Source organism: Massilia sp. BSC265 (genome assembly GCF_000740675.1).
In the GTDB taxonomy this organism is placed as follows: Bacteria; Pseudomonadota; Gammaproteobacteria; order Burkholderiales; family Burkholderiaceae_D; genus Telluria.
In genome coordinates this window covers 35,317-57,595 of sequence record NZ_JPXI01000035.1, presented here as the reverse complement: position 1 = coordinate 57,595, position 22,279 = coordinate 35,317, and the positions used below count along the sequence as shown (strand labels likewise).

The 22,279-nt window shown below is 67.2% G+C and carries 22 protein-coding genes; 7 read left to right on the top strand and 15 right to left on the bottom strand.

From position 1 onward, the window contains the following. Nucleotides 1-255 precede the first annotated feature (255 nt). Entirely contained in the window at nucleotides 256-3,489 is a 3,234-nt protein-coding gene (locus MA09_RS16125) for a patatin-like phospholipase family protein (RefSeq protein WP_081897640.1), read from the top strand. Between the two features lies 1 nt (nucleotide 3,490). Here MA09_RS16125 and MA09_RS16120 read toward each other — a convergent pair whose 3' ends face one another. The 7 genes from MA09_RS16120 to MA09_RS16090 all read right to left on the bottom strand — a co-directional run bounded on the left by MA09_RS16120 (nucleotide 3,491) and on the right by MA09_RS16090 (nucleotide 12,226). Beyond that, nucleotides 3,491-5,188, bottom strand: coding sequence for a tetratricopeptide repeat protein (locus tag MA09_RS16120; protein WP_036250685.1), 1,698 nt, complete (start codon nucleotides 5,186-5,188; stop codon nucleotides 3,491-3,493). Further along, nucleotides 5,185-5,886, bottom strand: a complete 702-nt coding sequence (locus tag MA09_RS16115) for a sensor histidine kinase KdpD (RefSeq protein WP_036250683.1) — start codon at nucleotides 5,884-5,886, stop codon at nucleotides 5,185-5,187. Before MA09_RS16115 ends, MA09_RS16120 begins: the two co-directional genes overlap by 4 nt. 249 nt (nucleotides 5,887-6,135) lie before the next feature. Then, the gene (gene mnmC, locus MA09_RS16110) at nucleotides 6,136-7,782 is read right to left on the bottom strand and encodes an FAD-dependent 5-carboxymethylaminomethyl-2-thiouridine(34) oxidoreductase MnmC (protein WP_051933523.1); all 1,647 of its coding nucleotides are present in this window, start codon (nucleotides 7,780-7,782) and stop codon (nucleotides 6,136-6,138) included. Between the two features lie 7 nt (nucleotides 7,783-7,789). Further along, nucleotides 7,790-8,353, bottom strand: coding sequence for a DNA-3-methyladenine glycosylase I (locus MA09_RS16105; protein ID WP_036250678.1), 564 nt, complete (start codon nucleotides 8,351-8,353; stop codon nucleotides 7,790-7,792). A gap of 24 nt (nucleotides 8,354-8,377) precedes the next feature. After that, nucleotides 8,378-9,433: a glycosyltransferase family 1 protein gene (locus tag MA09_RS16100; protein WP_051933522.1), complete on the bottom strand. Its 1,056-nt coding sequence runs from the start codon at nucleotides 9,431-9,433 to the stop codon at nucleotides 8,378-8,380. Beyond that, nucleotides 9,430-10,485: a glycosyltransferase family 9 protein gene (locus MA09_RS16095; protein ID WP_051933521.1), complete on the bottom strand. Its 1,056-nt coding sequence runs from the start codon at nucleotides 10,483-10,485 to the stop codon at nucleotides 9,430-9,432. Before MA09_RS16095 ends, MA09_RS16100 begins: the two co-directional genes overlap by 4 nt. Nucleotides 10,486-10,687: 202 nt before the next feature. Next, nucleotides 10,688-12,226 carry a PLP-dependent aminotransferase family protein gene (locus MA09_RS16090; RefSeq protein ID WP_036250676.1) on the bottom strand — a complete coding sequence of 513 codons (1,539 nt, stop codon included), beginning with the start codon at nucleotides 12,224-12,226 and terminating at the stop codon, nucleotides 10,688-10,690. 91 nt (nucleotides 12,227-12,317) lie between these two features. Here MA09_RS16090 and MA09_RS16085 point away from each other — a divergent pair, with 91 nt between their 5' ends. Both MA09_RS16085 and MA09_RS16080 read left to right on the top strand, forming a co-directional pair. Continuing rightward, the gene (locus MA09_RS16085; protein WP_036250673.1) at nucleotides 12,318-12,794 is read left to right on the top strand and encodes an OsmC family protein; all 477 of its coding nucleotides are present in this window, start codon (nucleotides 12,318-12,320) and stop codon (nucleotides 12,792-12,794) included. Next, nucleotides 12,794-13,330 (top strand): FMN-binding negative transcriptional regulator, encoded by a 537-nt coding sequence (locus MA09_RS16080; RefSeq protein ID WP_036250671.1) that lies wholly within the window; start codon nucleotides 12,794-12,796, stop codon nucleotides 13,328-13,330. Before MA09_RS16085 ends, MA09_RS16080 begins: the two co-directional genes overlap by 1 nt. A 33-nt stretch (nucleotides 13,331-13,363) precedes the next feature. Here MA09_RS16080 and MA09_RS16075 read toward each other — a convergent pair whose 3' ends face one another. Further along, on the bottom strand, nucleotides 13,364-14,053 hold the full coding sequence (locus MA09_RS16075; protein WP_051933520.1) for a DUF4142 domain-containing protein: 690 nt from the start codon (nucleotides 14,051-14,053) through the stop codon (nucleotides 13,364-13,366). 116 nt (nucleotides 14,054-14,169) lie between these two features. Next, nucleotides 14,170-14,973, bottom strand: a complete 804-nt coding sequence (locus MA09_RS16070) for a DUF4142 domain-containing protein (protein ID WP_081897639.1) — start codon at nucleotides 14,971-14,973, stop codon at nucleotides 14,170-14,172. A gap of 241 nt (nucleotides 14,974-15,214) precedes the next feature. Between MA09_RS16070 and MA09_RS16065 the strand changes: the two genes are divergently transcribed. Continuing rightward, nucleotides 15,215-15,487: a hypothetical protein gene (locus tag MA09_RS16065; RefSeq protein ID WP_036250669.1), complete on the top strand. Its 273-nt coding sequence runs from the start codon at nucleotides 15,215-15,217 to the stop codon at nucleotides 15,485-15,487. Between the two features lie 177 nt (nucleotides 15,488-15,664). On the opposite strand, the gene MA09_RS16060 is transcribed toward MA09_RS16065, so the two are convergent. Continuing rightward, nucleotides 15,665-16,132: a GyrI-like domain-containing protein gene (locus MA09_RS16060; protein ID WP_036250667.1), complete on the bottom strand. Its 468-nt coding sequence runs from the start codon at nucleotides 16,130-16,132 to the stop codon at nucleotides 15,665-15,667. A gap of 290 nt (nucleotides 16,133-16,422) precedes the next feature. On the opposite strand from MA09_RS16060, the gene MA09_RS16055 reads away from it, so the two are divergent. Continuing rightward, nucleotides 16,423-17,046 carry a GIN domain-containing protein gene (locus MA09_RS16055; RefSeq protein WP_036250664.1) on the top strand — a complete coding sequence of 208 codons (624 nt, stop codon included), beginning with the start codon at nucleotides 16,423-16,425 and terminating at the stop codon, nucleotides 17,044-17,046. Between the two features lie 14 nt (nucleotides 17,047-17,060). On the opposite strand, the gene MA09_RS16050 is transcribed toward MA09_RS16055, so the two are convergent. The 3 genes from MA09_RS16050 to MA09_RS16045 all read right to left on the bottom strand — a co-directional run bounded on the left by MA09_RS16050 (nucleotide 17,061) and on the right by MA09_RS16045 (nucleotide 18,006). Further along, on the bottom strand, nucleotides 17,061-17,402 hold the full coding sequence (locus MA09_RS16050) for a DUF4326 domain-containing protein (RefSeq protein WP_036250661.1): 342 nt from the start codon (nucleotides 17,400-17,402) through the stop codon (nucleotides 17,061-17,063). Nucleotides 17,403-17,475: 73 nt separating this feature from the next. Beyond that, a complete protein-coding gene (locus MA09_RS24665; protein WP_152594690.1) occupies nucleotides 17,476-17,685 on the bottom strand; it encodes a hypothetical protein in 210 nt (69 codons plus the stop codon). A 3-nt stretch (nucleotides 17,686-17,688) separates the two neighbouring features. Next, complete coding sequence (locus tag MA09_RS16045) at nucleotides 17,689-18,006, bottom strand: helix-turn-helix transcriptional regulator (protein WP_036250748.1); 318 nt, start codon at nucleotides 18,004-18,006, stop codon at nucleotides 17,689-17,691. 103 nt (nucleotides 18,007-18,109) lie between these two features. Here MA09_RS16045 and MA09_RS24660 point away from each other — a divergent pair, with 103 nt between their 5' ends. Continuing rightward, the gene (locus MA09_RS24660) at nucleotides 18,110-18,424 is read left to right on the top strand and encodes a hypothetical protein (RefSeq protein ID WP_152594686.1); all 315 of its coding nucleotides are present in this window, start codon (nucleotides 18,110-18,112) and stop codon (nucleotides 18,422-18,424) included. Further along, entirely contained in the window at nucleotides 18,394-18,708 is a 315-nt protein-coding gene (locus tag MA09_RS16040; RefSeq protein WP_036250659.1) for a hypothetical protein, read from the top strand. Before MA09_RS24660 ends, MA09_RS16040 begins: the two co-directional genes overlap by 31 nt. Before the next feature lie 6 nt (nucleotides 18,709-18,714). Here MA09_RS16040 and MA09_RS23775 read toward each other — a convergent pair whose 3' ends face one another. Then, entirely contained in the window at nucleotides 18,715-20,901 is a 2,187-nt protein-coding gene (locus MA09_RS23775; RefSeq protein ID WP_051933517.1) for an ATP-binding protein, read from the bottom strand. A gap of 107 nt (nucleotides 20,902-21,008) precedes the next feature. Continuing rightward, nucleotides 21,009-22,163 carry an MFS transporter gene (locus MA09_RS16030; RefSeq protein ID WP_200883079.1) on the bottom strand — a complete coding sequence of 385 codons (1,155 nt, stop codon included), beginning with the start codon at nucleotides 22,161-22,163 and terminating at the stop codon, nucleotides 21,009-21,011. Between the last annotated feature and the right edge of the window lie 116 nt (nucleotides 22,164-22,279).

Sequence of the window (22,279 nt, the reverse complement as noted above, 5' to 3'; positions counted from 1 at the left end):
TGCTCTGGTAGATAATTTCCCGATGTGGCGCGATTTCACTATGCATCGGCGGCGGGCCAAACATTGTCCTGGCGATCGAACATATCAGGAATGAGACTAGTCCCTGCGATAAAGAATCTTTGCCGCGAGAAAAATTGCTGAACGAACTGGCGCACGCACTCTTGACGTAAACGGTAGCGTCCGCTTTCCTAGCGTGCTGAACTGGACTCAGCGGGACCGGCTTCTCCTGGCCGCCCGTTTTGAGCAGGAGTGCCCGTGCCTTCGTTCGACCCAGCCAGCCTGGTTCCGGCGCAAATCGCCGACCTGCGCCGAAAACTGGAAGCGGCCGGTTGCCGCCCGCCGGCACATGCCTGCACGCTGGGCGAGCTGGCCGAGGCGATCGTCGAGTTCCGCCGGCGCCAGGGCATCGCCGGCCGCGGCGTGCTCGACGAACCCACCCTGCAGCGCCTGGACGAGGTCAGCGGCGCGACCTTCCGGGACGTCTTCCGCGACGAACTCGACCTGCTGCACCCCGATCCCGACGCCACCCCGGGCGCCGACCTTGCCGCCCGCGCCCACGAGGCCGGGCTGGTGGGGCTGGCCTTGTCCGGCGGCGGCGTGCGCAGCGCCACCTTCGGACTCGGCATGCTGCAGGCGCTGGCAAGGCAGCGGCTGCTGCGCCACCTCGACTACCTGTCCACCGTCTCCGGCGGCGGCTTCATCGGCGGCTGGCTGTCCAAGTGCATCCACGAACAGGGCGGCGACGTGCGCAAGGTCGAGGACATGCTGGCGCCACCCGCAGGCAGCGCCGAGGCGCCGGCGATCCGCTTCCTGCGCCAGTACTGCAACTACCTGTCGCCGCGCGGCGGCATGTTCAGCGCCGACACCTGGACCCTGATCGGCACCTATGTCCGCAACACCGGCCTGAACCTGACGATGCTGGTGGCCTGGCTGTGCGCCCTGCTCCTGCTGCCGCGCGTCGCAGTGTGGGCCGTGCACCGCATCGTCGATTCCGGCGGACCGTGGGTCCTGTATGCCGACCTGGCCTGGATGGCGGGCGTGCTGCTGTTCCTCCTCGCCGTGTTCTGCATTGCGCTGAGCATCTCCAGCAAGCCTTCCTCCTCGCGCGGACAGCGCCGCTTCCCGCTGTCGCAAGGCGCGGTGCTCTGGTGGATCAACCTGCCGCTGCTGCTTGCCGGCTTCCTGGGCAGCGTGGGCCTGTGGCAGCACGGCGGCGCGACGCCGTTCTGGGCGGGAGGTGCGCTGCCGGCCCGGGAGCGGCTGTACTGGCTGCTTGCGCCCGGGGTCGCCTACTTCTTCGTGTGGGCCTGCGGCTGGTACCTGGCGCACGACCGCACCAGCGTCTACAGGCGCGCCGGCTACACCTTTTGCGGCGCCGCCCTCGTGGCCGTGATGGCGCTGCTGTGCGCGGCTGCGCGCGCCTTTGCACCAGACACCATGGCCAGGATCATGGCCTCGGACACTTGCGTCTGGCTGCTGATCGGTCTGGTGGCGCTGTGCGTGGCGCTGGTCCTGGCAGGCACCGCACTGGCCGTGTTGCCCCGCCTGCTGCATCCGCATCCCCCGCCGGCCGACCTGAGCGGGCCCGAACTCATGGAGGGTTTCGTGCACCTGCTGTGCGCCGTCGGTGCGCTCGCGACCGGCACGGGGCTGCTGCTGGCCGGCCTGTCCCTGTTGCCCGACCCGCACCTGCACCCGGTGCTGAACAACGCGATCGCCCTAACCACCTTCGGTATGCCCTTGATGATGGCGCTGTTCGCCGGCACCATGACCCTGATGATCGGCCTGATCGGCCGCATGTACAGCGATGCCAGCCGCGAATGGTGGAGCCGCCAGGGCGCCTGGGCCTGGATCTTCGCGCTGGCCTGGGTCACGATGTTCGGCGTGGCGTTCTTCCTGGCGCCGCTGTTGCACTGGGCCTGGCTCACCAGCACGCCATGGACGCACATCAGCACCGCACTCGGCTGGCTGCTCATGACCTGGTTCGGCCTGAAGGCTGGCAGCGGAAGCAAGACGGGAATCTACGGCACGGGCATTCGCGCCACCGATGCGCGTCTCGATCTGGCGGCGCGGCTCGCGCCGTACGTCTTCACCATCGGCGTATTCGCCCTCCTGAGCGCGCTGGTGCAGGCCGTAGTGGCGCCGCCGCAGCTCGCCTGCCCCTCACCGATCAAGCTCACCTGCGTCTACGGGGCGTATACCAGCGCTACTTTGGCGACCGACGGCAACCGGCTGGCCTGGACCTTCGCGATCCTGCTGGGCGCGGCGCTGCTGCTCGGCTGGCGCGTGGACATCAACAAGTTCTCGCTCTACATGCTGTACCGGAACCGCCTGGTGCGCGCCTACTTCGGCGCCAGCAGCTGCGCGCGCAAACCGCACCCCTTCACCGGCTTCGACCCCGGTGACGACCCGCTGCTGGCGGACCTGAAGCAGCAGCGCCCCTGCCACATCATCAATACCTCGCTCAACCTGGTAGGCGGCGAGGAGCTGGCCTGGCGCACCCGCAAGGCAGCATCCTTCACCTTCACGCCGCGCTACTGCGGCTTCGAGCTGCCGGCCGGCTCGGTGGGAAGCGCCGCCGTCCCCGGAGCGACCGGCAGCGATGCTGCGCGCGGCTGCTACCGTCCCACCGGCACATATGGCTCGCGCTCGGGCGCCGGGACCGACGACGACGCCGGCGTGCGGCTCGGGATGGCCGTCGCGGTCTCCGGCGCGGCAGCCAGCCCGAACATGGGCGCGCATTCCTCGCCGCCGCTGAACTTCCTGATGACGATGTTTAACGTGCGCCTGGGCCGCTGGTGCCCGAATCCGCGCAAGGCAGCCTGGCAGCAATCCTCGCCGCGGGTCGGCCTGTTCAGCCTGCTGGCCGAGCTGTTCGGCCTGACCAATGCCGACGCCACCTACGTCTACCTGTCCGACGGCGGGCATTTCGACAACCTCGGCATCTACGAACTGGTGCGGCGGCGCTGCCGCCTGATCATCGCGGTCGACGTGGCCAGCGACGGGGGGCTGGCCTTCGCGGACCTCGGCAATGCGATCCGCAAGGTCGGCACCGACCTGCACGTCCGCATCGATCTCGACGTGTCGAAGCTGGCGCAGCTCGGTGGCGAAGGCCTGTGCGGCGCCAGCTGCGCCGTCGGCACGGTACGCTACAGCCAGGTCGACCAGGGCGGCGTCGATGGCACGCTGCTGTACATCAAACCGGCCATCGTCGGACGCGAGAACGCCGACCTGCTCAACTACCGCAAGGTCCACCCGGCCTATCCGCACGAGAGCTCGGTGGACCAGTGGTTCGACGAGACCCAGTTCGAGAGCTACCGGGCACTGGGCCAGTACATTGGGGAATGCGCGCTGGACGGGGCCGTGGAGGCTGCGCGCACGCGCGATGGCGGGATCGATGTCGCGGTGCTGTGCACGGAGCTGGCGCGGCGGCATGGAAATGCCGCGCAGGGGCAGCGGTGCGAGGAGGTGAGGCGGAACTGGCGCTGACTCAAGCGGCGGCTTCGCCGGCCGCCTCCTTTGCAGGCTCCTCCTCCGCCTTTGGAACCAACCCCATCAACTGCTCCATCAGCTGCGCAAAGCGCTGCTGCCCCGGCTGCAGCCGGTCCACATGCGCCAGCACGTCCTGCGCCTCTTCCATCAACTCGGCGCTGTAGCCGCGCTGCTGCATGTGCGAGATCAGGATCTGCGCCGAGTTGAACAGGATGCGCACGTTGTGCGGCAGCGCCGCGCGGGCATTGCGCATCCACTCGACCGCCTCGGCCAGCTTGTCGGTCTTCCAGAGCAGCACGCCCTGGTTCATCAGGTCGATCGCTTCCTTGCGCGCGCCGCGGATCAGCTTTTCGCCCTCCTCGCCCATGCGCGCCTTCTCGAAGATCTGCTGCACCTCGTCCTGCAGGAAGGTATTGTCGTGGTTGTTGCGGATGACGTAGCACAGCAGGTCGACCGGCGCTTCCTTGACGCCCACTGCGAACAGCAGGGTCGCCATCTCGAGGCAGGTCGGCACGTCGGGACGTTCGGTTGTCGCCTGCAGCAACGCTTCCAGCTCGTCGCCGGCCTTGCGCGCGCGGCGGTAGTCGCCGCTCTCGTGGTACACCAGGCCTTCGGTGATCTTGGTGCGCAGTTCCATGTCCGGATGGTCGGCGCCGAACTCGCGCTGCGCCGCGATCAGCAATTGCAGCGCTTCCTTGGGATCGTTCTTCAGGCCGCACACGCGCGCCAACCCGAGGTAGGCATCCGGCGTCTTGCGGATCGAATACTCGCCGATCGCGATGCACTTGCGGAAGGCCCTCTCGGCCATGCCGACGTTCCCCAGCTTCAGGCTGGCCTGCCCGAGGTTGCGCTGGCGCGGCACGGAATTCGGCGACAGCTTGGCCGCACGCTCCAGCACGTTCAGGGCTTCCTCGTGCTTGCCCATCTTCTGCCAGGCCAGCGCCAGCTGGTCGTAGGCGTCGATGTAGTAGCGGTTCTCGGCGATCACGGTCTGGAACATCTGGCGCGCCTGCTCGAAGTCGCCGTCGGCCATGCGGATCTTGGCCAGCCCGGAACGCGCCCACTGGTACTCGCGCTGCGCCAGCACGCGCTCGTAGGTTTCGCGCGCCTTGGCCGGCTCGCCGCTCTTCTCCATCAAGCGCGCCTTCATGCGCAGCAGGTCGATCTCGTGCGGCTTGTTCACGGCAATCTGCTCGTCGCACAGGCGCGCGGCGCGCAGGTAGTCCTTCTCGGCATAGGCCTGGTCGATCAGGCCGAACACCTGCTTCTTGCGCCAGACGCGGTTCAGGCGGCTCAGGAGCACGCCTTCCGTGATCGGCTTGACGAGGTAAGCATCCGGCTGGTGCTCGGCCGCACCCATCACCGACTCGACGCTCTTCTCGGCCGACACCATCAGGAACACGCTCGAGGGCAGCAGCAAGTTGCGCATGCGCGCCTCTTCCAGCACCTGCTGGCCGTTCTTGCCCTCGCCGAGGTTGAAGTCGCACAGCACCACATCGTAGCGTGTCTTGTTGAGCAGGCCCATGGCCTCGCCGCCGCTCGACGCCTGATCGATGTTGCGCGCGCCCAGGCTGCGCAGGGCTTCGCGCAGCAGCTGGCGCACGCCGATGAAGTCGTCGACCACGAGGTAGGTCTTGGAGGCCCAGTCCACCTGGTCCGAGACCGGCGTGACCAGGGAGCTGACGACGGCGCTCATGGCAGGGTCAGGATGAAGCAGCCGCCGCCCAGCCGGCCGCCGTTTTCAAGGCGCACGGCGCCGCTGCGCCCGCGGTGGCGGTGCATGCGCGCGACCTCGCGCGAGAAGTGCAGGCCGAGGCCGGCGCTGTTGGTCAGGAAGTTGACGCCGGACGCCAGGCCGTTCATCGCCGCACTGCCCGCCGCCAGCAGCGCGGCCGGAAAGCCCGCGCCATTGTCTTCGACGCGGATCTCGAGCCAGCCATCGCGCTCGCGCGCAGCAAGCAGGATGCGGTCGCGCGTGTAGTGCACGGCATTGTTGACGGCATGCGAGACCACGCCGACGATCAGGTCTTCGTCGAAGTGCCAGACCAGCTCGGGATCGATGTCGAGCTCGAACGCGATGCCGCGCGATTCCAGCAGCACGCGTTCGAGGGCGACCACCTGCTCGGCCAGCTGGCCGACTTCGAGCGGCTGCACGTCGAACGGATACTCGGGCGTGCCGACCTGCTTGTACAGCGCCAGCAACTGCATCAGGTTGTCGTTCAGGCGGCGCGTCTGGTACAGCATTTGCGCCATCTGCGGATAGGCCTTCTCGGTCCCAGGGGTGGCGTCGTCGAGCAGGCGTTCGAGCGTGCCGGACAGGACGCTGATCGAATTCTTCATGTCGTGCGCAGTCGACGCGAGAAACATGGACAGGGGCGAATGTGGGTCTTCCATCGGATTGGCTGGATTGCGGCCGAAAAAGTTACCGTAAGTCAATTATACCGCCGGGCGATCTGACACTTTCTGGCGGAATGTAACTTATTGCACTAACGCAACACGTAGGGTGTTCGGCTGTGCCGAATGCGCGTTCAACTCGGGCAAGAACAGACGCATCGTCCATTCACCTGCTGGTTGAACGCGCGGCCGGCTGAGCGCGATCTGGCCCACTGGACCGTGATCTAGTCCACCGGACTAGATCACCCCCTACGACGGACCGCGTGGCATCCTGCGTGCACGCAGCACGAAGCGCGCCGGATCGAGCGCATCGACCAGGTTTGTTTCCAGCGGCAGCGGTTCGCCTTCGAGCTGCGCGGCCAGCAGTTCCGCGCCCAGGGGCGCCCAGATCAGGCCCCGTGACGCATAGCCGAGCAGCGCATGCAGGCCGGGATGGCGCGGCACGTCGCGCAGCCGCTCGGTACTGCCGGCGGCAGCGAAGTCCGGCAGGCGGCCGACCAGCGGCAGGCGGTCCGGGGCCACGCAGCGGAAGCCCACACGGCCCGCCAACGGCGCTCCTTCGGCGGCGGCCGGGTCGGACACGAGGCCGCGCAGGCGTTCGATGTTCTCTTCGTGGCTCGACAGGCGCAGTTGCGGATCGGCGTCGAGGTCATAGGTGGCGCCGGCGCAGGTGATGCCGCCGGCCGCCGGGGTCAGGTAGGCTTCGCGGCACAGCACCAGCGGCAAGGCGGGCAGGCTGCCGCTTGCCAGGTGGCTGACCTGTCCGCGCAGGGCCGCCAGCGGCAGTTCCCGCGATTGCGCCAGGCTGCGCGCACCCGCGCCGTTGGCCAGCACCACGGTCGGCGCCTGCGCGACCACCCTGCCGTCTTCAGCGCGCGCCAGCCATTCGTCCCCATCGTGCTCCAAGGCGATGGTACCGGCGCCGAAGCGGCGCTCCAGCCGGTTGCCGCAGGACTGCAGCATCGCCTCGCACACACTGCCGGGACGCGCCCAGCCTCCCTGCGGGAACAGCCAGCCGCCATCCGGTACGGGAAGCCCGAGCAGCGCTTCGGCTTCGGCACGCTCCAGCCAGCGTGCGAAGTCCGGCGGGTAATGCGCTGCGCGCGCGATGGCGCGCGAGACCTCGGCGTGGCCTGCATCGCGCGCCAATTGCAGCACGCCGCACGCCTGCCCCTCGATGGCGTTGCCGATGCCGCCCAGCTGGCGCCAGGCGCGCAGCGCATACAGGTAGGCGGCGCGGGTCAGGCGGGTCGGGATGTTGTCGTCGCGCGAGAGCAGCGGCATGAAAATGCCGGCCAAGTTGCCCGAGGCTTCCATGCTCGGCGCCGGATGACGTTCGACCAGTGTCACCTGCCAGCCGCGCGCGCACAGGCTGGCGCAGGCAGCGGAGCCGGCCAGCCCCGCCCCGATGACCAGGACCCGCTTCTGCGCTGCCGGCGCTACCTGCGGCACCGGCAGGCGCGGCTTGCGGCTCGCAAAGAGCGCGCTGCTGCCCTCATCGTCGAAGACGAAGCCCTGCGCCTGTAGCGCCGCACGCTGTTCGTCACTCAGTGCGTCGGCATGCAGGCGCGCGCCACTCCCTGCGATGCGTGCCAGCGGCCGCACGAAAGCGGCGCCGGCGATGCCGTGCAGGTAAATATAATCCGGCTGCGCGCCCAGCTGCGCCAGCGCCGCATCCGATGGCGCCGCTAGCAGCGTCAGCGTCAGGCGTGGGTCGTCCTGGGGAATGCGGTGGAAGCCCGGCAGCATGCCATCGGCAAGCGCGACGATGTGCAGCCGTGCGGGGCGCTCGGGATCCGCGCGCCAGGCGTCCTGCAGGGCGCGCACCCGGCCGCCATCGCCGTAGCGCGAGTCGAACACGGTGTAGCGGTCGCGGCCGCGCCAGTGTGCGCGCATATCCACCTCAAGCCCCCGCGAAACAGAAGCAGGCCTTGTCGTGGTCGTTCACCACGCCGATGCCTTGCAGGTAGGCGTAGATGATGGTCGAGCCGACGAACTTGAAGCCCCGCTTCGACAGGTCTTTCGAGATACGGTCCGAGAGCGCGGTCTTGGCGGGGCGCGAACCGTCCGGCCAGTCGTTGACGACCGGCTTGCCGTCGACCCAGCCCCACAGGTAGGCGTCCAGCGTCAATCCCTGTTCGCGCATCGCCAGGTAAGCCTTGGCGTTGCCGATCGCGGCCGCCACCTTCAGGCGGTTGCGCACGATACCCGGATTGGCCAGCAGCTCGGCTACCTTGGCGTCGTCGTAGGCTGCGATTCTGTGCGCGTCCCAGTTGTCGAAGGCGGCGCGGTAGTTGTCGCGCTTGTTCAGGATGGTCTCCCACGACAGGCCGGCCTGCGCGCCTTCGAGGTTCAGCATCTCGAACAGCGTGGTCTCGTCGTGGCAGGGCACGCCCCACTCGTGGTCGTGATAGGCGATGTAGCGCGGATTGGCCATGTTGGCCCAGGAGCAGCGGGTCTGGTTCATCCCCGCAGTATAAACCCGGTGGGCTCAGCCGAGGACCTGGCGGTACAGGTCGAGATAGGCCGCTCCCGCCTTCTCCCAGCTGAACCGGCTCGCATGCTTGCGGGCACGCTGGGCGCCCTCCTCCCGGGCGAAGCGCGCCAGCCCGTCTTTCAGGACCGCGCTCATGTGGTCCGGATCGAAGCTGTCGAAGTAAAAGGCCGCGTCGCCGCCGACTTCCGGCAAGCTGGTGAAGCGCGACAGGAACACCGGGCGGCCGTGGTGCATCGCCTCCAGCACCGGCAGGCCGAAGCCTTCGGCAAGCGAAGGGAACAGGAAGGCGTCGCAATGCGCGTAGTACCAGTCCTTGTCGAACCCGCTGACCGGCCCGGTCACCACCACCCGCTCGGACACGCCGAAGCGCGCCGCTTCCTGCATGATCTTTTCCTTGTAGGGTTCCTTGACCACGCCGGCGACCACGAGCGTGTAGTCATTCGCGCGCAGCAGGGGGACGAGCACATGGAAATTCTTCTTCGGGCAGACCATCCCGACCGCAAACAGGAAACGGCCCTGCGGCACAAAGCGCGGCTGGTGGCCCTCGGGTGCATGGCCCGGATTGGTGCCGTTGTAGATGACCGAAATCTTGCCTTCGGCCTCAGGAAAGAAGCGCAGGATGTCGCCCTTGACGAATTCCGAAATCGCCACAATGCGGTCGGCGCCCTTGATCTTGCGGCTCATGCGCCGCAGATAGCGGTGGTATTTCGCGCTGCCCGGCTGCCGTTCGTACACCTGGTTGAGGTCGTGGACCGTCATCACTGTTTTGGCGCGCACGCGTTCCGGGCCGAAGCGGCAGTACTGGTCGGCGAAATGGACCACGTCGTACTCCCGCTTGCGGGGGAAGTGCCAGCGGTGGTAGCTGCGATGGAGCACATAGGATGCCCCCTCGCCCAGGAAGCCGTCTTGCTGCGGATAGGTGTAGGCGCTCAGCTCGACCTTGCCTTGTCCCTGCCTGGCCAGCTCGCTCGTCAGGCTGTGGCCGAAGGTGTGCAGGCCTGTGTTCTCGAAACGCATGGAGTCGAGGGTGATCAACAGCTTCGGCGTCACGCTGCCGCTTCCTCCTGGCGCTCGCTGCGCTGCTGCTGATTCTGCTGCTGCGTCCTGCGCCAGCCTGCGATCACCTGCGCCACCTGGTGCGCGCTGATTGCGTCCATGCAGCGGCAGTGCGAGGCGTCGGTGCAGTTGCCGCAGGCCTGCTCGCCGCAGAGCGACACGGCCTGCTGGCCAAGCGCGCCCCAGCGGGCAATGTCGATCGGTTTGATCGGGGGGAACAGGCCGAGCGTCGGTCGTCCCAGCGCCGCCGCCACGTGCAGCGGGCCGGTGCCGCTTGCGACCAGGCCGTCCGCCATGCCGATCAGCGCAACCAGGCCGTTCAGGTCGACCTGGCCGCACAGGTTGCGCACGTTCGGGCTGTCCAGCAGCGCAGGCGCCTCGCGCGCCAGCAGTTCGCCCTCGGCCCGGCTGCCCGTGATCCAGACCGCAATGTCGGGGTCGCTGCGCAGCATCGCAGCCAGTTCGGTGTAGCGCGCCAGCGGCCATTCGCGGCCATTGCCGTTGGACTTCGGGTGCAGGATCAGGTTGAAGCGCGATGGGTCGAAAGGATGGTCGGCGCGGGTGTCGCGCGGCGCATGCAGTCCGTACAGGGGCCAGAGCTCGTCCAGGGTCGGCTGGTGATCGATGCCGATCGGCTTGAGCAGGGCGAAGTTCAGCTGGGCTTCGTGCAGCGTGGAACGCGCCCGGCTGAAGTGCGCGAGGCGGTTGCAGCTGATCCAGTGGTGCAGGCGGTGGCTGCTTCCTACCCGGTTCGGCACGTGGGCGCGGCGCGCCGCACGGCCGATCGCCCGGTGCGGGAATGCAAAGATGACGGTGTCGTATTCCTCGTCCCGGAACAGGCGGTCGACGTCCAATTCTTCCAGCGCCAGCACCCGGTCGACATGCCGGCAGCAGCTAACCACCGGCGCGGCATAGGCACGGCACACCATGTCCACCTTGACGCCCGGGACGGCCTGTTTCAGGAAGCCTACCAGCGGCAGGGTGAGGACGACGTCGCCGATGTTATCGGTGCGGCAGATGAGAATGCGTGACAGAGGAGGATGCATAAGCCGGGATTCTGAAGTATCTGCCGGAAGTCATCAAGCATGACCAAGCCATGCCGCTCCCGTCGGTGATTCAACACTGTGTATGTATGCCCGCCCCATCTTTACATGTTCTAGGCAGCAAGACAACAGCTGAGGACCAAAAGGCTACAGGCAGCCCCTTAACCAGTTCTTAATTCACCACATTACACATGCTAAGGTTCGCCTATCTCGGGCTTGCTCCTCTCAATCCAGTTTCGGGCGTCAGGACCTGTTCCAAACAAGCCATTCCCGCCCGGATCTCTACCGGCGTAAACGCCGAAAAGCCCAGCAGCATCCCGGGCGGCGCCGCACATGCCGGGCCGGCCTCCGGGTGGACGTAGTAGGACAACGGGCGCAGGTCAACGCCGGCAGCCATGGCACGCGCCACGGCGTCCGCTTCGCCCAGGGGCCCCGTGATGCGGACGCAGACGTCCAGGCCGGTATCCGCTGGGCCGCAGGCCAGCATGCCACCCAGGCGGCTTTTCAGCGCCCCCAGCATCGCGCCGCGGCGCTCGGCATAGGCATCGCGGGTGCGCCGGATGTGGCGGGCAAAATGGCCCTGCCGGATGAAGTCGGCCAGCACCGCCTGCGGCATCACCGGGCTGTGACGGTCGACCACCGCTTTCGCCTGCGTCAAGGGTTCGACCAAGGCCGGCGGTGCTACCACATAGCCCAGGCGCAGGCCAGGGAACAGCACCTTGGACAGGGTGCCGACGTAGATCACGCAGCCTGCGCGGTCGAGGCTCTGCAGCGAAGCGAGCGGCGGGCCGGTGTAGCGGTATTCGCTGTCATAGTCGTCTTCGACGATCCAGGCGCGGTTCGCCTCGGCCCAGCGCAGCAGCGCGAGGCGCCTGCCCAGGCTCATGGTCACGCCCAGGGGCAGCTGGTGCGAAGGGGTAGCGAAAACCATCGCGGCGTCCGGATAGTGCGTGGCCGCATAAGCGACGTCCATGCCTTCGGCATCGACCGGCACCAGGCACATGCGCGCACCAGCCACCATGAAGGGCGCGGCCGCGCCCTGGTAGCCCGGCGACTCCAGCCACACGCCTTCGCCCGGCGCCAGCAGCAGCTGCGCCAGCAGGTAGAGGGCCTGCTGCGATCCGGTGGTGACGATGATCTGCTCGGGCGTGCAGCGTACCCCGCGCGAGGCATTCAGGTAAGCGCACAGCAGCTCGCGCAGCGGCCTGTGGCCGGCGGCGGCGCCGTAGCCCAGCGGCAGCTCGCGACGGCGCCAGTGGTGCGCTTCCAGCTTGCGCCAGACCTCGAAGGGAAACAGGTCCAGGCCCGGCATGCTCGGCCTGAACGCCCGCAAGGTACCAGAGTGGTGACGTACCCGCGCCATGCTCGACGCCATTGCCAGTCCGCGTGGCGGCAGCGGCCGTGGCCCAACTTGCGTATCCGGCGCGCCGGGCACGATGGCGCCCGGGTTCGCCCCCGGACGCTGCGTCGGGCGCGCTGAAGGCAGGCTGGCGTCCACGAAGGTGCCCTGCCCCACCCCGCCGCGCAGGTAGCCTTCGGCGGTCAACTGCATGTAGGCGGCCAGCACGGTCTGGCGCGACACCTTCAGTTGTTGCGCCAGCGCGCGCGTGGCCGGCAGGCGCGTACCGGGCGCCAGGCGTCCGTGCAGGATGGCGTCCTTCAGCCGTGCATAGAGCTGGCGGAACAGTGGTGTGGCGGCGGTGCGCTCGAGCGGCGCAGCGGTGATCAGGTCGTCGATGTGCATGGCATTGGTACGCTCATCTTCGCCCGGATTGGTACTTTGGGCAAGCCAAATGACCTCGTAAGATGGATGGCCTGACCATCACGGAGGAAAGATGAAGGAATTCGAGGCACGGGTGGCCTGGCAGCGCGCCGGCCAGGCTTTCCTGGACGGGCGCTACAGCCGCGCTCACGACTGGCAGTTCGACGGCGGCCTGCGCTTGCGGGCCTCGTCTTCGCCCTTGTCGGTGCCGCTACCGATGTCCGACCCGACGGCACTCGATCCGGAAGAAGCGCTGGTGGCAGCGGCATCGAGCTGCCACATGCTGTTTTTCCTGTCGATCGCGCGGGAGCAGGGCTTCACGGTGGACAGCTATGTGGACCGGGCCGTGGGCTACCTCGGCGAGGACAATGCGGGCCGCATGGCGATGACCCGCATCGAACTGCGTCCGGCCATCGCATTTGCAGCCGAAGCCGCCGGCGCGCGCCAGCCCACCGGCGAGGAACTGGACGCCATCCACCACGCCGCGCACGAGCGCTGCTATATCGCGAATTCGCTCAAGACCGAGGTTGTGGTCATGCAGGTGCGCTGATGTACCTGCCGACGCGACACCGCCAGCAGGACCCGCGGGCCATGCGGGCGCTGATCAGGCAGCATGCGCTGGGCATGCTCGTCAGCCAGCATCATGGGCTGCCGGACGCCGACCACCTGCCCTTCGAATTCGTCGAGGGGGGCACCAAGGGCTTGGGCCTGCTGCGCGCCCATGTGGCACGCGCCAACCCGGTGTGGCGCCGCGCCAGCCAGCAGGTGCTGGCCGTCTTCCGCGGCCCCGCCGGCTATGTGCCGCCCGACCAGCAGGAAAAGGCCGCTACCGGCGGAAAGGTGGTGCCGACCTGGGACTACCACGTGGTGCACGTGCATGGGCGGCTGCGCGCGATCGAGGAGCCGGGGTGGCTGCTGGACTTCCTGCATGGGCAGACACGGTACCACGAAGCCGGCCAGCCGCACCCGTGGTCGGTAGCGGATGCGCCGCCGGACTATATCGAGGGGATGCTGAAGGCGATCGTCGGGATCGAAATCGATATCGACCGTATCGAAGGGAAGTGGAAAGGCATCCCGCAACGATGATACGGAATGCCAGGGCAGGATCGATACGACGGCTTACTTCTTGTTCGGGATCGGTTCCTTGCCGGTGATGGTGCTGGTGTCATTGCCTGGCGTGCCAGCCGTACCGGTGGCGCCGCGCGCCGTGCGGGCGATCAGTTCGTCCGCGGCCAGCAGGTGCTGCTCGACGATCGGCTGCATCTTCATGGCCAGGGCCTTGATGTCCGGATCCTTGATCTTGTTCATGTTGTCACGCAGCTGCTCGTGGGTGACGCGGTGGTCGCGCCGGCCCGACTGCTTCATGTAGGTGCGATCAAAAATGTCGCCTTTCAGGGCTTCGAGCATGGCGCCCTTGGCCTTGTACTTGACGTTCAGCTCCTTCGGCAATTCAACGCCCTTGGCCTGGGCCAGCGCTTGTACCTCGGCCAGCGTCTTGCTGTGCTCGTCGACCATACGCTGGGCATAGGCCTTGATTTCGGGGTTGACAGCTTTGCTGAGTGCAAGCTTGCCGGTGGCGATCTCGGCCATGTTCGCTTGCGCCATCTCGATCAAGGCGTTGCGGTCTGATCGGTCCAGCTTGGCCGCAGAGCCGCTCGATGATGCAGGGGCGGCGGGGGCGCCGGCAGCTGCGGCAGCGGCCGGCGCCGTGCCTTGCGTGACCGCCTGGGCCTGTGCGGCGCCTGCGGCGAACATTGCGCCTGCGATCGACAGCGCCAGTACACGATGGATACGCAGTGTTTTCTGCATGAGATTCTCCTTGATACACTTGCGTGCAGGCCGGCGGACGCATTGCGCCCGCCGGCGTATCGCTGGCCGGCTGCCTTCCAAGCCAGCCGCCTGCTCCTTGCTGCTTGTTTAACTTCTTACTTGCCCGAGGTGGTGCCGGACTTGGCCGACGACATCTGCTGGGCTGCCTTCAGGTGCTGCTCGACCGTGGGCATCAGCTTGGCGGCCAGTGCCTTGACGTCAGGATCCTTGGCGCTCTTCGCGCCTTTCTGCAGCTTGGCGTGAGTGTCCTTGTGGTCGGCCACGCCCACGGACTTCATGTACTCGCGGTCGAATGCCTCGCCGCTGAGCTTTTCAAGCTTGGCCGAGATGGCCTTGTGCTTGGGGTCCAGTTCGGTCGGCAGGGTGACGCCCTTCTGCTGGGCCAGGGTCTGCACTTCGGTCAGGGCCTTGCCGTGGTCGTCGATCATTTGTTGGGCGAAGGTCTTGACGTCCGGGTTCTGGCTCTTGCTCAGGGCCAGCTTGCCGGTTTCGACTTCGGCCATGTTGGACAGCGCCATGTCGGTGATGGTCTTCCGGTCGGCAGCGCTCAGCTTGGCCGCGCCCGAGCCGGTCGCGCCGGCAGCGCCCGAGGCGCCGGAGGTGGACTGCATCCCGCTGTGGTCCGAAGTCTGCGACTTGGCGCCTTCGGCACGGGTAGTGCCCTGGCTGCCGGAGGCGCCGACCTGCGAGCTGCGGTCTTCCATGCCTTGGCTGCTGGTATTGTTGACGGTACCATCGGCGGCGGTCTTGCCGGTCAGGTTGGGGTTGCCGGTCGCGCTCTGATTGCTCATCGACTGCGCGCTCTGGCCGCTGGTCTGGGCCTGTACGCCGAAGGCGCTGAACATGGCGGCAACGGCGCCAACTGCAAGCAACTTCTTGACGACCTGTTTCTTCTGCATGATGGATCTCCTGATTTTTGAATGGTGGTTGGGGCTGCCGCGCCGGTCTCGGCCGTGCGGCCTCACCTGTCGGTTTGACATCGCGATGTCGAGCGTTTCGAGTGTAGCTCTGCGACTTCTGGAACAGCGCGCGATAGCCGTATTGAAATATTCATGTGATAGGAGGGGTTCATCCCGTGCGCCTGCCACGGCCGCGCGGCGTATAGTGGACCGGCGCGGCCGGTGGCCGTGAAGCGAGGTCATGATGAAAACCGACATATCCCCGATGCACACGTGGCAGGGGCTCCCGCTGAGCCCGGCGCAGAACCGCGAAGTGCTCAATTACATCGCGCGTTGCGACCGCGCTGGCGTCGACTGGAATACGCCCGAGCTGCGGGCCATGCTCGACGACATGCTCAAGCCGCCGGAAGTCGTCGAGGACGGTTGCGATGACATTGCGCATTGCACCGAGAGCGAGGCCTTTGCCGCCACGCACGAGGAACCGGGCGACAGGCTGGCCGACGACATGCGCTGAACCACGCGCGTGGAAACGCGTCAAACGCCTGTCACAATCGGCAGGCAAAATGCGCTTGTCCTTGGGAAGGGATGCTGGCGGCGCAAGCCGCCCTACCGGCGCCGGCGGTCGGGAAATATACCGGCACCAATTCTGTTGCCCTGCGACCGTGCTCCGCGCACGCGCAGGGCTTTGTTTTTACAGCAGCGGGATCAGGATGTCGTAGGCATTGTCCGGGCGATTGCCGTCGTGGAGCGCCGGCGTGTAGCGGCGGTCGTAGCGTTCGATGCGCCAGCCTTCCTCGTCCTGCACCATGCCCAGCTGCTCGATCGCGGCGTAGCCGGTCAGGTAGGTGGCCTGCACGCGCGTCACCGGTCCGCGGTGCGTCAGCATCGCATAGCGGCGTTCCGGGATACGGATGCCGATCATGCCCGGGGGCAGCGAGTTGAGGTCCTGGACCTCGGCGGCGATGCACTCGATGCGCACCCCGTGCTTGTCTTGCAGGCTCACGCCGTAGCGCAACCCATTGGTTTCGCCCAGTTCGCTTTCGCGTTCCAGGAAGGTGCTCCAGATGTCCGGCATATCCGCTTCCAGATCTGAAAGTGGACCTGCAAGCGGCAGCCCGGCGAGCTTCATTTCAGGTAATGTAACAGTCGAGATGTGCATGGTATCGGCTACGCAAGTGGACGAAGAAAATTATAGCCTTAACTCAGTGACAATATTGTCACGCTCGCAATCGTGCGCACCTATTTTTCTCAATCTGGCAGGACAAATGTGCAACAGCGCACACAGCGGTATTGACACCGATCGGTCCAGTGTTGCCCCCCCAGCTTACGCAATACGCACAGGCCGCCTTCGCAACCGTCCACCCTCGCATTCTTGCAGTTCGTCGCAAACGGTCCCCCGGCTCCTTCCTTCTCCCTACAATGGATTCATACCACTTACCGGAGAACACCATGCAACGCCTGATCCTCGCCGCCGTCCTGTCCCTCGCTTCGATCTCGGCCAATGCCGATGAGCAAGTGCGCAGTGTGACGCCTTTCAAGGGCATCGCCGTCCACGGCCCGGTCAGCCTGGTGGTGGAAGCCGGTAAATCCTATTCGCTCAAGGTACAGGGCGACCCGCGCTTCATCGAACGCGTCACCAGCGAAGTGGTGGACGGCGAGCTGCGCCTGGACATGAAGGACAGCACCCGCAACAGCCTGAAAAGTACCGACCGCGTGGTCGTGACCTTGCCTTCCCTGCAGACCTTCAAGGGCGAAGGTGCCGGAGAGATGCGCCTGACCAAGGTGCGCGGCGAGCGCCTGGACGTCAATTACCGCGGCGCCGGCCGCCTGGCCATCGACGGCGAAGTGCGCGAACTGCGCCTGCACGCCCAGGGCGTGGGCGAGGTCGACACCAGGGCCCTGTTCGCGCAGGAGGCCAACGTGAGGTTCGAAGGCATCGGCTCGGTGAACATCCACGCCAAGGAGAAGCTGAATGCCGACGTGCGCGGTATGGGCAACCTCACCTATTACGGCAACCCGCGCGTGGTGAACAAGTCGGTGTCGGGCATCGGCAGCGTGGTCGCCGCCAAATAATCGCCAAGGCCTGCTTAGCGGTTCACGATGTCGAGGAGCACTTCGGCATGGCAGGGGCCGTCGAGCGGGCACCAGCAGGCCAGGTTCTTGCCCCGCAGCGCCACGCGCGCTTCCGCAGCCAGCTGCTGCCCTTCCGGCGTCCCTTCGACCCAGCGCCGGTAGGCCGCCACCGCTTCCGCCACGCTCGGCATGGCCGTGTATTGCTTACCGCCGGGCGTGCCCCCCGGCGTACCCGGCACCGCGTCCGGCATCACCGAGAACGGATTGCCCCAGCGCCCCGGGCGCGCCACCGACACCGTGTTCGGCGGCAGCTTCCAGCCCTTCTTCCTGCTCAGTCGGATGCGGACCGGTTTCATCGCTTCTCCTATAGCCGTGCGCTCTGCGCGTCGCTGTCCCGCGTGCGCTCGCTGCGCCTACTATACCGGTCCGTCAGGTAGTCGGTGCGCCCTCGACGTGGCTGGGGTCGTCCAGGCCCCGGTGGTGCGCAATACCGGGCCGAGGCAGGCCGGGCAGGTCTTGCCGGCCCGCGCTCAGCGCTTTCCAGCCGGGCGGAGCGAGGTGATCGAAGACGGCGTCGCCGATGCGCGAGCGACAGGCATTGCCGGTGCAGAGGAGAGCACGCTCATGGTGGTATTCAATGGATCAGGTCCTGGCGCCGCACACAGGCGTGCACGGGTTGCCGCTGCAGCAGTTCTCGGTAAGGAAGACCAGCAGGTCGTTCATGGTGTCGAAGCGCGCCGCATAGATGATGAAGCGCCCTTCCTGGCGTGCCGTGATCAGGCCGGCATGGCTCAGCTCCTTCAGGTGGAAGGACAACGAGGACGCCGGCATGCCGAGCGCCTCTGCAATCTTGCTCGCTGCCATGCCGACAGGACCGGACTGCACCAGCAGCCGGTAGGTGGCCAGCCGCGATTCCTGGGCCAGGGCGGCCAGCGCCGCGATGGCGGCCTTGGTGTCCATGGTGGCTTCCTTGGTCAATTCCATCATTATCAAATTATAAGGACAATACGCAAATAGTTCGAATGTTATGGAAATCATTTGACAGGATGATGACAAACCGACAGTGCCCGGCAACAAAGTGCCGGCTGCGGTAGAGTGGCAAGCGGCAGCATCGCATCGGGAGAACAGTTTTGTCGGCAGCACGCAGATCGCGTCATGGGGAGCCCTGTACTATGCCTTCGCCGTGCTGGCGCCTGACATCCGGCGCGACCTGCACATCAGCAACGAGACCGCCTTCGCCGCATTTTCCTGGAGCCTGCTGGTGGCGGGCGTAGCGGCGACGCCGATCGGTGCGCTGGTCGACTCGACCTGCTGTCACTGGCGCTGCTGGGGAGCCAGGCATGGGCGGTGGCGCTGTTCTGCCTGCTGTACGGGATGAGCAACGGCATGCTGACGATCGTGCGCGGCACCCTGCCGCGGGTACTGTTCGGCGCCCGCCACTACGGCGCGATCACCGGCGCGATGGCCGCGCCTTCGCTGCTGTTCAAGGCCGCCGCACCGATGATCGCGGCGGCGATCCTGGCCGATGCCTCCGGCCCGGTGCTGCTGCCGCTGATCCTGTTCGGCTGTGCGCTGGCGTCGCTGCTGCTCTACCTGTCCGCAGTCGGCGGGATGCGCGCCCCGGCGCAGGAAGAGGCCGCCCCGCAACGCGAAGCCGCCTGAGCGGGTTTACGCCGCCACGTCCAGCAACGCCGCCAGGTCCTCGAACTTCAGCGGCTTGACCAGGTGCGCGTCGAAGCCGGCGTCGAGCGCACGGCGGCGGTCTGCTTCCTGTCCGTAACCGGTCAACGCGACCAGGCGCACCTGCTCCAGGGCCGGATCGCGCCGCATCTGCGCCGCGATCTCGTAGCCGTTCATGCCTGGCAGCCCGATATCGACGATGGCCAGGCCGGGGCGCTCGCGGCGCGCCAGCGCCAGGCCGTCAAGCCCGTTGTCCGCCTCCAGCACCCGGTAGCCCATCGTCGCCAGCTGCGCCGCCAGCATCTGGCGCGCGTCCTGGTTGTCTTCGATGAGCAGGATGGGCGCCCCAAGCGACGCGTCCTGCGTGGGCTTTGCCGTCGCACCCGGGGTGTCGCCATCTCCCTCGTCGAGCAGCGGCAGGCGCAGGATGAAGGTGCTGCCCTGTCCGGTTCCCGCACTCTCGGCGGAAATCGATCCGCCATGCAGCGCCACCAGGCTGCGCACCAGCGACAGGCCGATGCCCAGGCCGCCCTGCGCGCGGTCGAGCGATACCTTGCCCTGCACGAAGATATCGAACAGCTGGGGCATCAGCTCGGGAGCGATCCCCACGCCCGAGTCGCGCACCGCCAGGCAGGCTTCTCCGCCCCCGTTCGTCAGGGTGATATCGATCGTGCCGCCTTTCGGCGTGTACTTGAGCGCATTGGTCACCAGGTTGCCCACCACCTGCTCGATGCGCGTGCGGTCGGCCAGCACCCAGGCCGGTTCCAGCCGGCAGCCGAGCCGGTGCTCGACCTTGCCGGCGATGCGCAGCGCATCGACCGTCGATTCGATCACCGCGGCCAGGTCCACCGGACGCAGGTCGAGCTGCACCTTGCCGCGGGCCAGGCGGGCCAGATCGAGCAGGTCGTCGACGATGCGGGTCAGGTGCTTGCCCTGCCTTAGCAGGATGTCCTGCGCATGCTCCTTCAGGGCCGGGTTGGCCGCGTCCATGCGCAGCAGTTGGGCCGCGCCGACGATGCCGCTGAGCGGATTGCGCAGCTCGTGGCTCAGCATGGCGAGGAACTCGTCGCGGATCTGCACCTGCTGCTCGGCCACCACGCGCGCTTCCTGTTCGCGCTCCAGCAGCGAAGTCCGCTCGGCCTGCGCCTCGGCCAGCTTGTGTGCAGCCTCGTCGATCGAGCGGTGCAGCTCCTTGACTTCGGCGATGCTGGCGGGAGCCGCCGCGGGCACGCCGCCGTGGCCGAGCGTCGTGGCGGCACTGGCAGCGCCGCGGATCGACGCCACCAGGCGCCGCGCGAAGAACACGGCGGCGCCGGCCGCGCACAGCACCGCGACTAGCATGCCGATGGCCGCCAGGGTCACCGCACGCCGCGCGGCGCCTTCGATCTCCGCCGCCGGCGCCGACACCGCCACCAGCCAGCCGGACATCGGCGAACGGGTGAAGGCGAAGTAGGCATCCACGCCGGCGATGGTTTTCGTCCGCAGCAGGCCCCGTGTCTTGCCGGCCGCCACCCGCAGCAGCTCGGGATTGGCGACCTGGCCGATCCTGTTCGTTTCGCGGCTGCGCGCGATGAAGCGGCCTTCGCGGTCGACGACGGCAAGCGCCCAGCTGGGCGGAACCCTGCGCTGCGCGATCAGCTCATTGAAGTAATCGGTGCCGAACACCGAGGCCAGCACGTAGCGCCGCCCCTCCCCCAGCGGCACCGGGACATTGATGGTCGTGACCGGCACCCGCTGGACGGCGCCCGTGATCAGGCCCGAGACCACGGTGCGCTGGGTGTCGATGACCTGCCGGGTACGCACGCGCACGTAGTCGGGCGGCGGCGGCAAGGGGTCCCCGAGCGGGATCACCGTATTGATGATCTGCTGGCCGGCCGGGTCGAACAGGATCGTGCGGCCGGTCTCGCCGCGGTCGGCACTTTGCGCGTGCTCGTAGAAGGCCTGCATGTCGCCGTGCGCCAGGTGCGGCGAATGCGCCAGCACGCGCAGCGCGGCCTCCGCACTGCTCAGCTCCCGGTCTACCAGCAGCACTGTGGCGCTGACCGTATCTTCCAGTGCCTGGAGCGCATGCTCGCGTTCGGAGCGCAGCAGGGTCTGCAGCGCCACGGCAGCAAACAACGAGATCGGCAGGATGATGGCGCCGATCATGATCAGGAGGTAGGCCCGGATCTTCATGGGGAAGGGACAGTGGGGGAAACGGTAGGAATCGCAGCGCCTGCCGCCGCGATCCCGCATTATGTACATAGTGCCGCCCGGCCCGGCGCACGATGTTCGTGTAGAAACTACCGTTGCCCCGATTCGATCCGCGGCAGCAGCACGGCCAGGATGCCCAGCAGCGGCAGGAAGGACGCCACCCGGTATACGTACTCGATGCCGGTGGTGTCGGCGATGGCGCCCATCACGGCCGCGCCGATGCCGCTGATGCCGAACATCAGGCCGAAGAACAGGCCGGCGATCATGCCCACCTTGTCCGGCACCAGCTCCTGCGCGAACACGACGATGGCCGAGAAGGCGGACGACATCACCAGTCCGATCACCACCGACAGCACGGCGGTCCAGAACAGGCTGGCATAGGGCAGCGCCAGCGCGAAGGGCGCGGCGCCCAGGATCGAGAACCAGATGACGCGCTTGCGGCCGATGCGGTCGCCGATCGGGCCGCCCGCGAAGGTGCCCGCCGCCACAGCGGCCAGGAACAGGAACAGGTACATCTGCGCCGCCTCCACCGATACATGGAAGCGCTCGATCAGGTAGAAGGTGTAGTAGCTCGACAGGCTGGCCATGTAGATGTACTTGGAGAACACCAGCAGCGCCAGCACGGTGAGCGCCCAGATGACGCGCCCGCGCGCCAGGCCGGTGCCGGTATGGACTGCGATTTTCTTCGTCACGCTGCGCAGGTGGCCCGCGTACCAGCGGCTCACGCCGACCAGCACCGCGACCGCCAGCAGCACCAGTAACATGAGCCAGGCGATCCTGCCCTGCCCTTGGCCCACGATGATGGCGGCGGCCAGCAGCGGTCCGAAGGCCGAGCCGAGGTTGCCGCCCACCTGGAACAGCGACTGCGCGAAGCCGAAGCGCCCGCCCGAGGCCAGCCGCGCCACGCGCGAGGCTTCCGGGTGGAAGGTCGAGGAACCGACGCCGATCAGGCCGGCCGCCAGCAGCAGCATGGGGAAGCTGCCCGCGGTCGCCAGCAGCGCGACGCCGCCCAGCGTGACGCACATCCCGGCCGGCAACAGGAAGGGAATCGGGCGCCTGTCGGTATACAGGCCGATCCAGGGTTGCAGGACCGAGGCGGTGCACTGGAAGGTCAGCGTGATCAGGCCGATCTGGGTGAAGCTGAGCGCGAATTCCTGCTTGAGCAGCGGGTAGATGGCGGGCAGCACGGCCTGCACGCAGTCGTTCAGCAGGTGGACGAAGGCGACGGAGAACAGGATCTGCATCACCGCTGCCGGATGTGCGGAAGATGCGGCGGGCGCTTGCGAAGGTGGTATCGACATGAGACGGCAGGCGGTGGAAAGCCTTGCCAGTGTACTACGCGCAGCCGGAAGGCTGCGCC

Bases quoted from the DNA above. Each gene is read 5' to 3' on its own strand.
- MA09_RS16120 (WP_036250685.1), bottom strand. From the start codon at position 5,188: ATGAGCGCCGTCGTCAGCTCCCTGGTCACGCCGGTCTCGGACCAGGTG.
- MA09_RS16115 (WP_036250683.1), bottom strand. From the start codon at position 5,886: ATGGAAGACCCACATTCGCCCCTGTCCATGTTTCTCGCGTCGACTGCG.
- mnmC (WP_051933523.1), bottom strand. From the start codon at position 7,782: ATGCGCGCACACTGGCGCGGCCGCGACCGCTACACCGTGTTCGACTCG.
- MA09_RS16105 (WP_036250678.1), bottom strand. From the start codon at position 8,353: ATGAACCAGACCCGCTGCTCCTGGGCCAACATGGCCAATCCGCGCTAC.
- MA09_RS16095 (WP_051933521.1), bottom strand. From the start codon at position 10,485: ATGCATCCTCCTCTGTCACGCATTCTCATCTGCCGCACCGATAACATC.
- MA09_RS16090 (WP_036250676.1), bottom strand. From the start codon at position 12,226: ATGCACATCGACGACCTGATCACCGCTGCGCCGCTCGAGCGCACCGCC.
- MA09_RS16085 (WP_036250673.1), top strand. From the start codon at position 12,318: ATGAAGGAATTCGAGGCACGGGTGGCCTGGCAGCGCGCCGGCCAGGCT.
- MA09_RS16080 (WP_036250671.1), top strand. From the start codon at position 12,794: ATGTACCTGCCGACGCGACACCGCCAGCAGGACCCGCGGGCCATGCGG.
- MA09_RS16075 (WP_051933520.1), bottom strand. From the start codon at position 14,053: ATGCAGAAAACACTGCGTATCCATCGTGTACTGGCGCTGTCGATCGCA.
- MA09_RS16070 (WP_081897639.1), bottom strand. From the start codon at position 14,973: ATGCAGAAGAAACAGGTCGTCAAGAAGTTGCTTGCAGTTGGCGCCGTT.
- MA09_RS16065 (WP_036250669.1), top strand. From the start codon at position 15,215: ATGATGAAAACCGACATATCCCCGATGCACACGTGGCAGGGGCTCCCG.
- MA09_RS16060 (WP_036250667.1), bottom strand. From the start codon at position 16,132: ATGCACATCTCGACTGTTACATTACCTGAAATGAAGCTCGCCGGGCTG.
- MA09_RS16055 (WP_036250664.1), top strand. From the start codon at position 16,423: ATGCAACGCCTGATCCTCGCCGCCGTCCTGTCCCTCGCTTCGATCTCG.
- MA09_RS16050 (WP_036250661.1), bottom strand. From the start codon at position 17,402: ATGAAACCGGTCCGCATCCGACTGAGCAGGAAGAAGGGCTGGAAGCTG.
- MA09_RS16045 (WP_036250748.1), bottom strand. From the start codon at position 18,006: ATGGACACCAAGGCCGCCATCGCGGCGCTGGCCGCCCTGGCCCAGGAA.
- MA09_RS23775 (WP_051933517.1), bottom strand. From the start codon at position 20,901: ATGAAGATCCGGGCCTACCTCCTGATCATGATCGGCGCCATCATCCTG.
- MA09_RS16030 (WP_200883079.1), bottom strand. From the start codon at position 22,163: ATGCAGATCCTGTTCTCCGTCGCCTTCGTCCACCTGCTGAACGACTGC.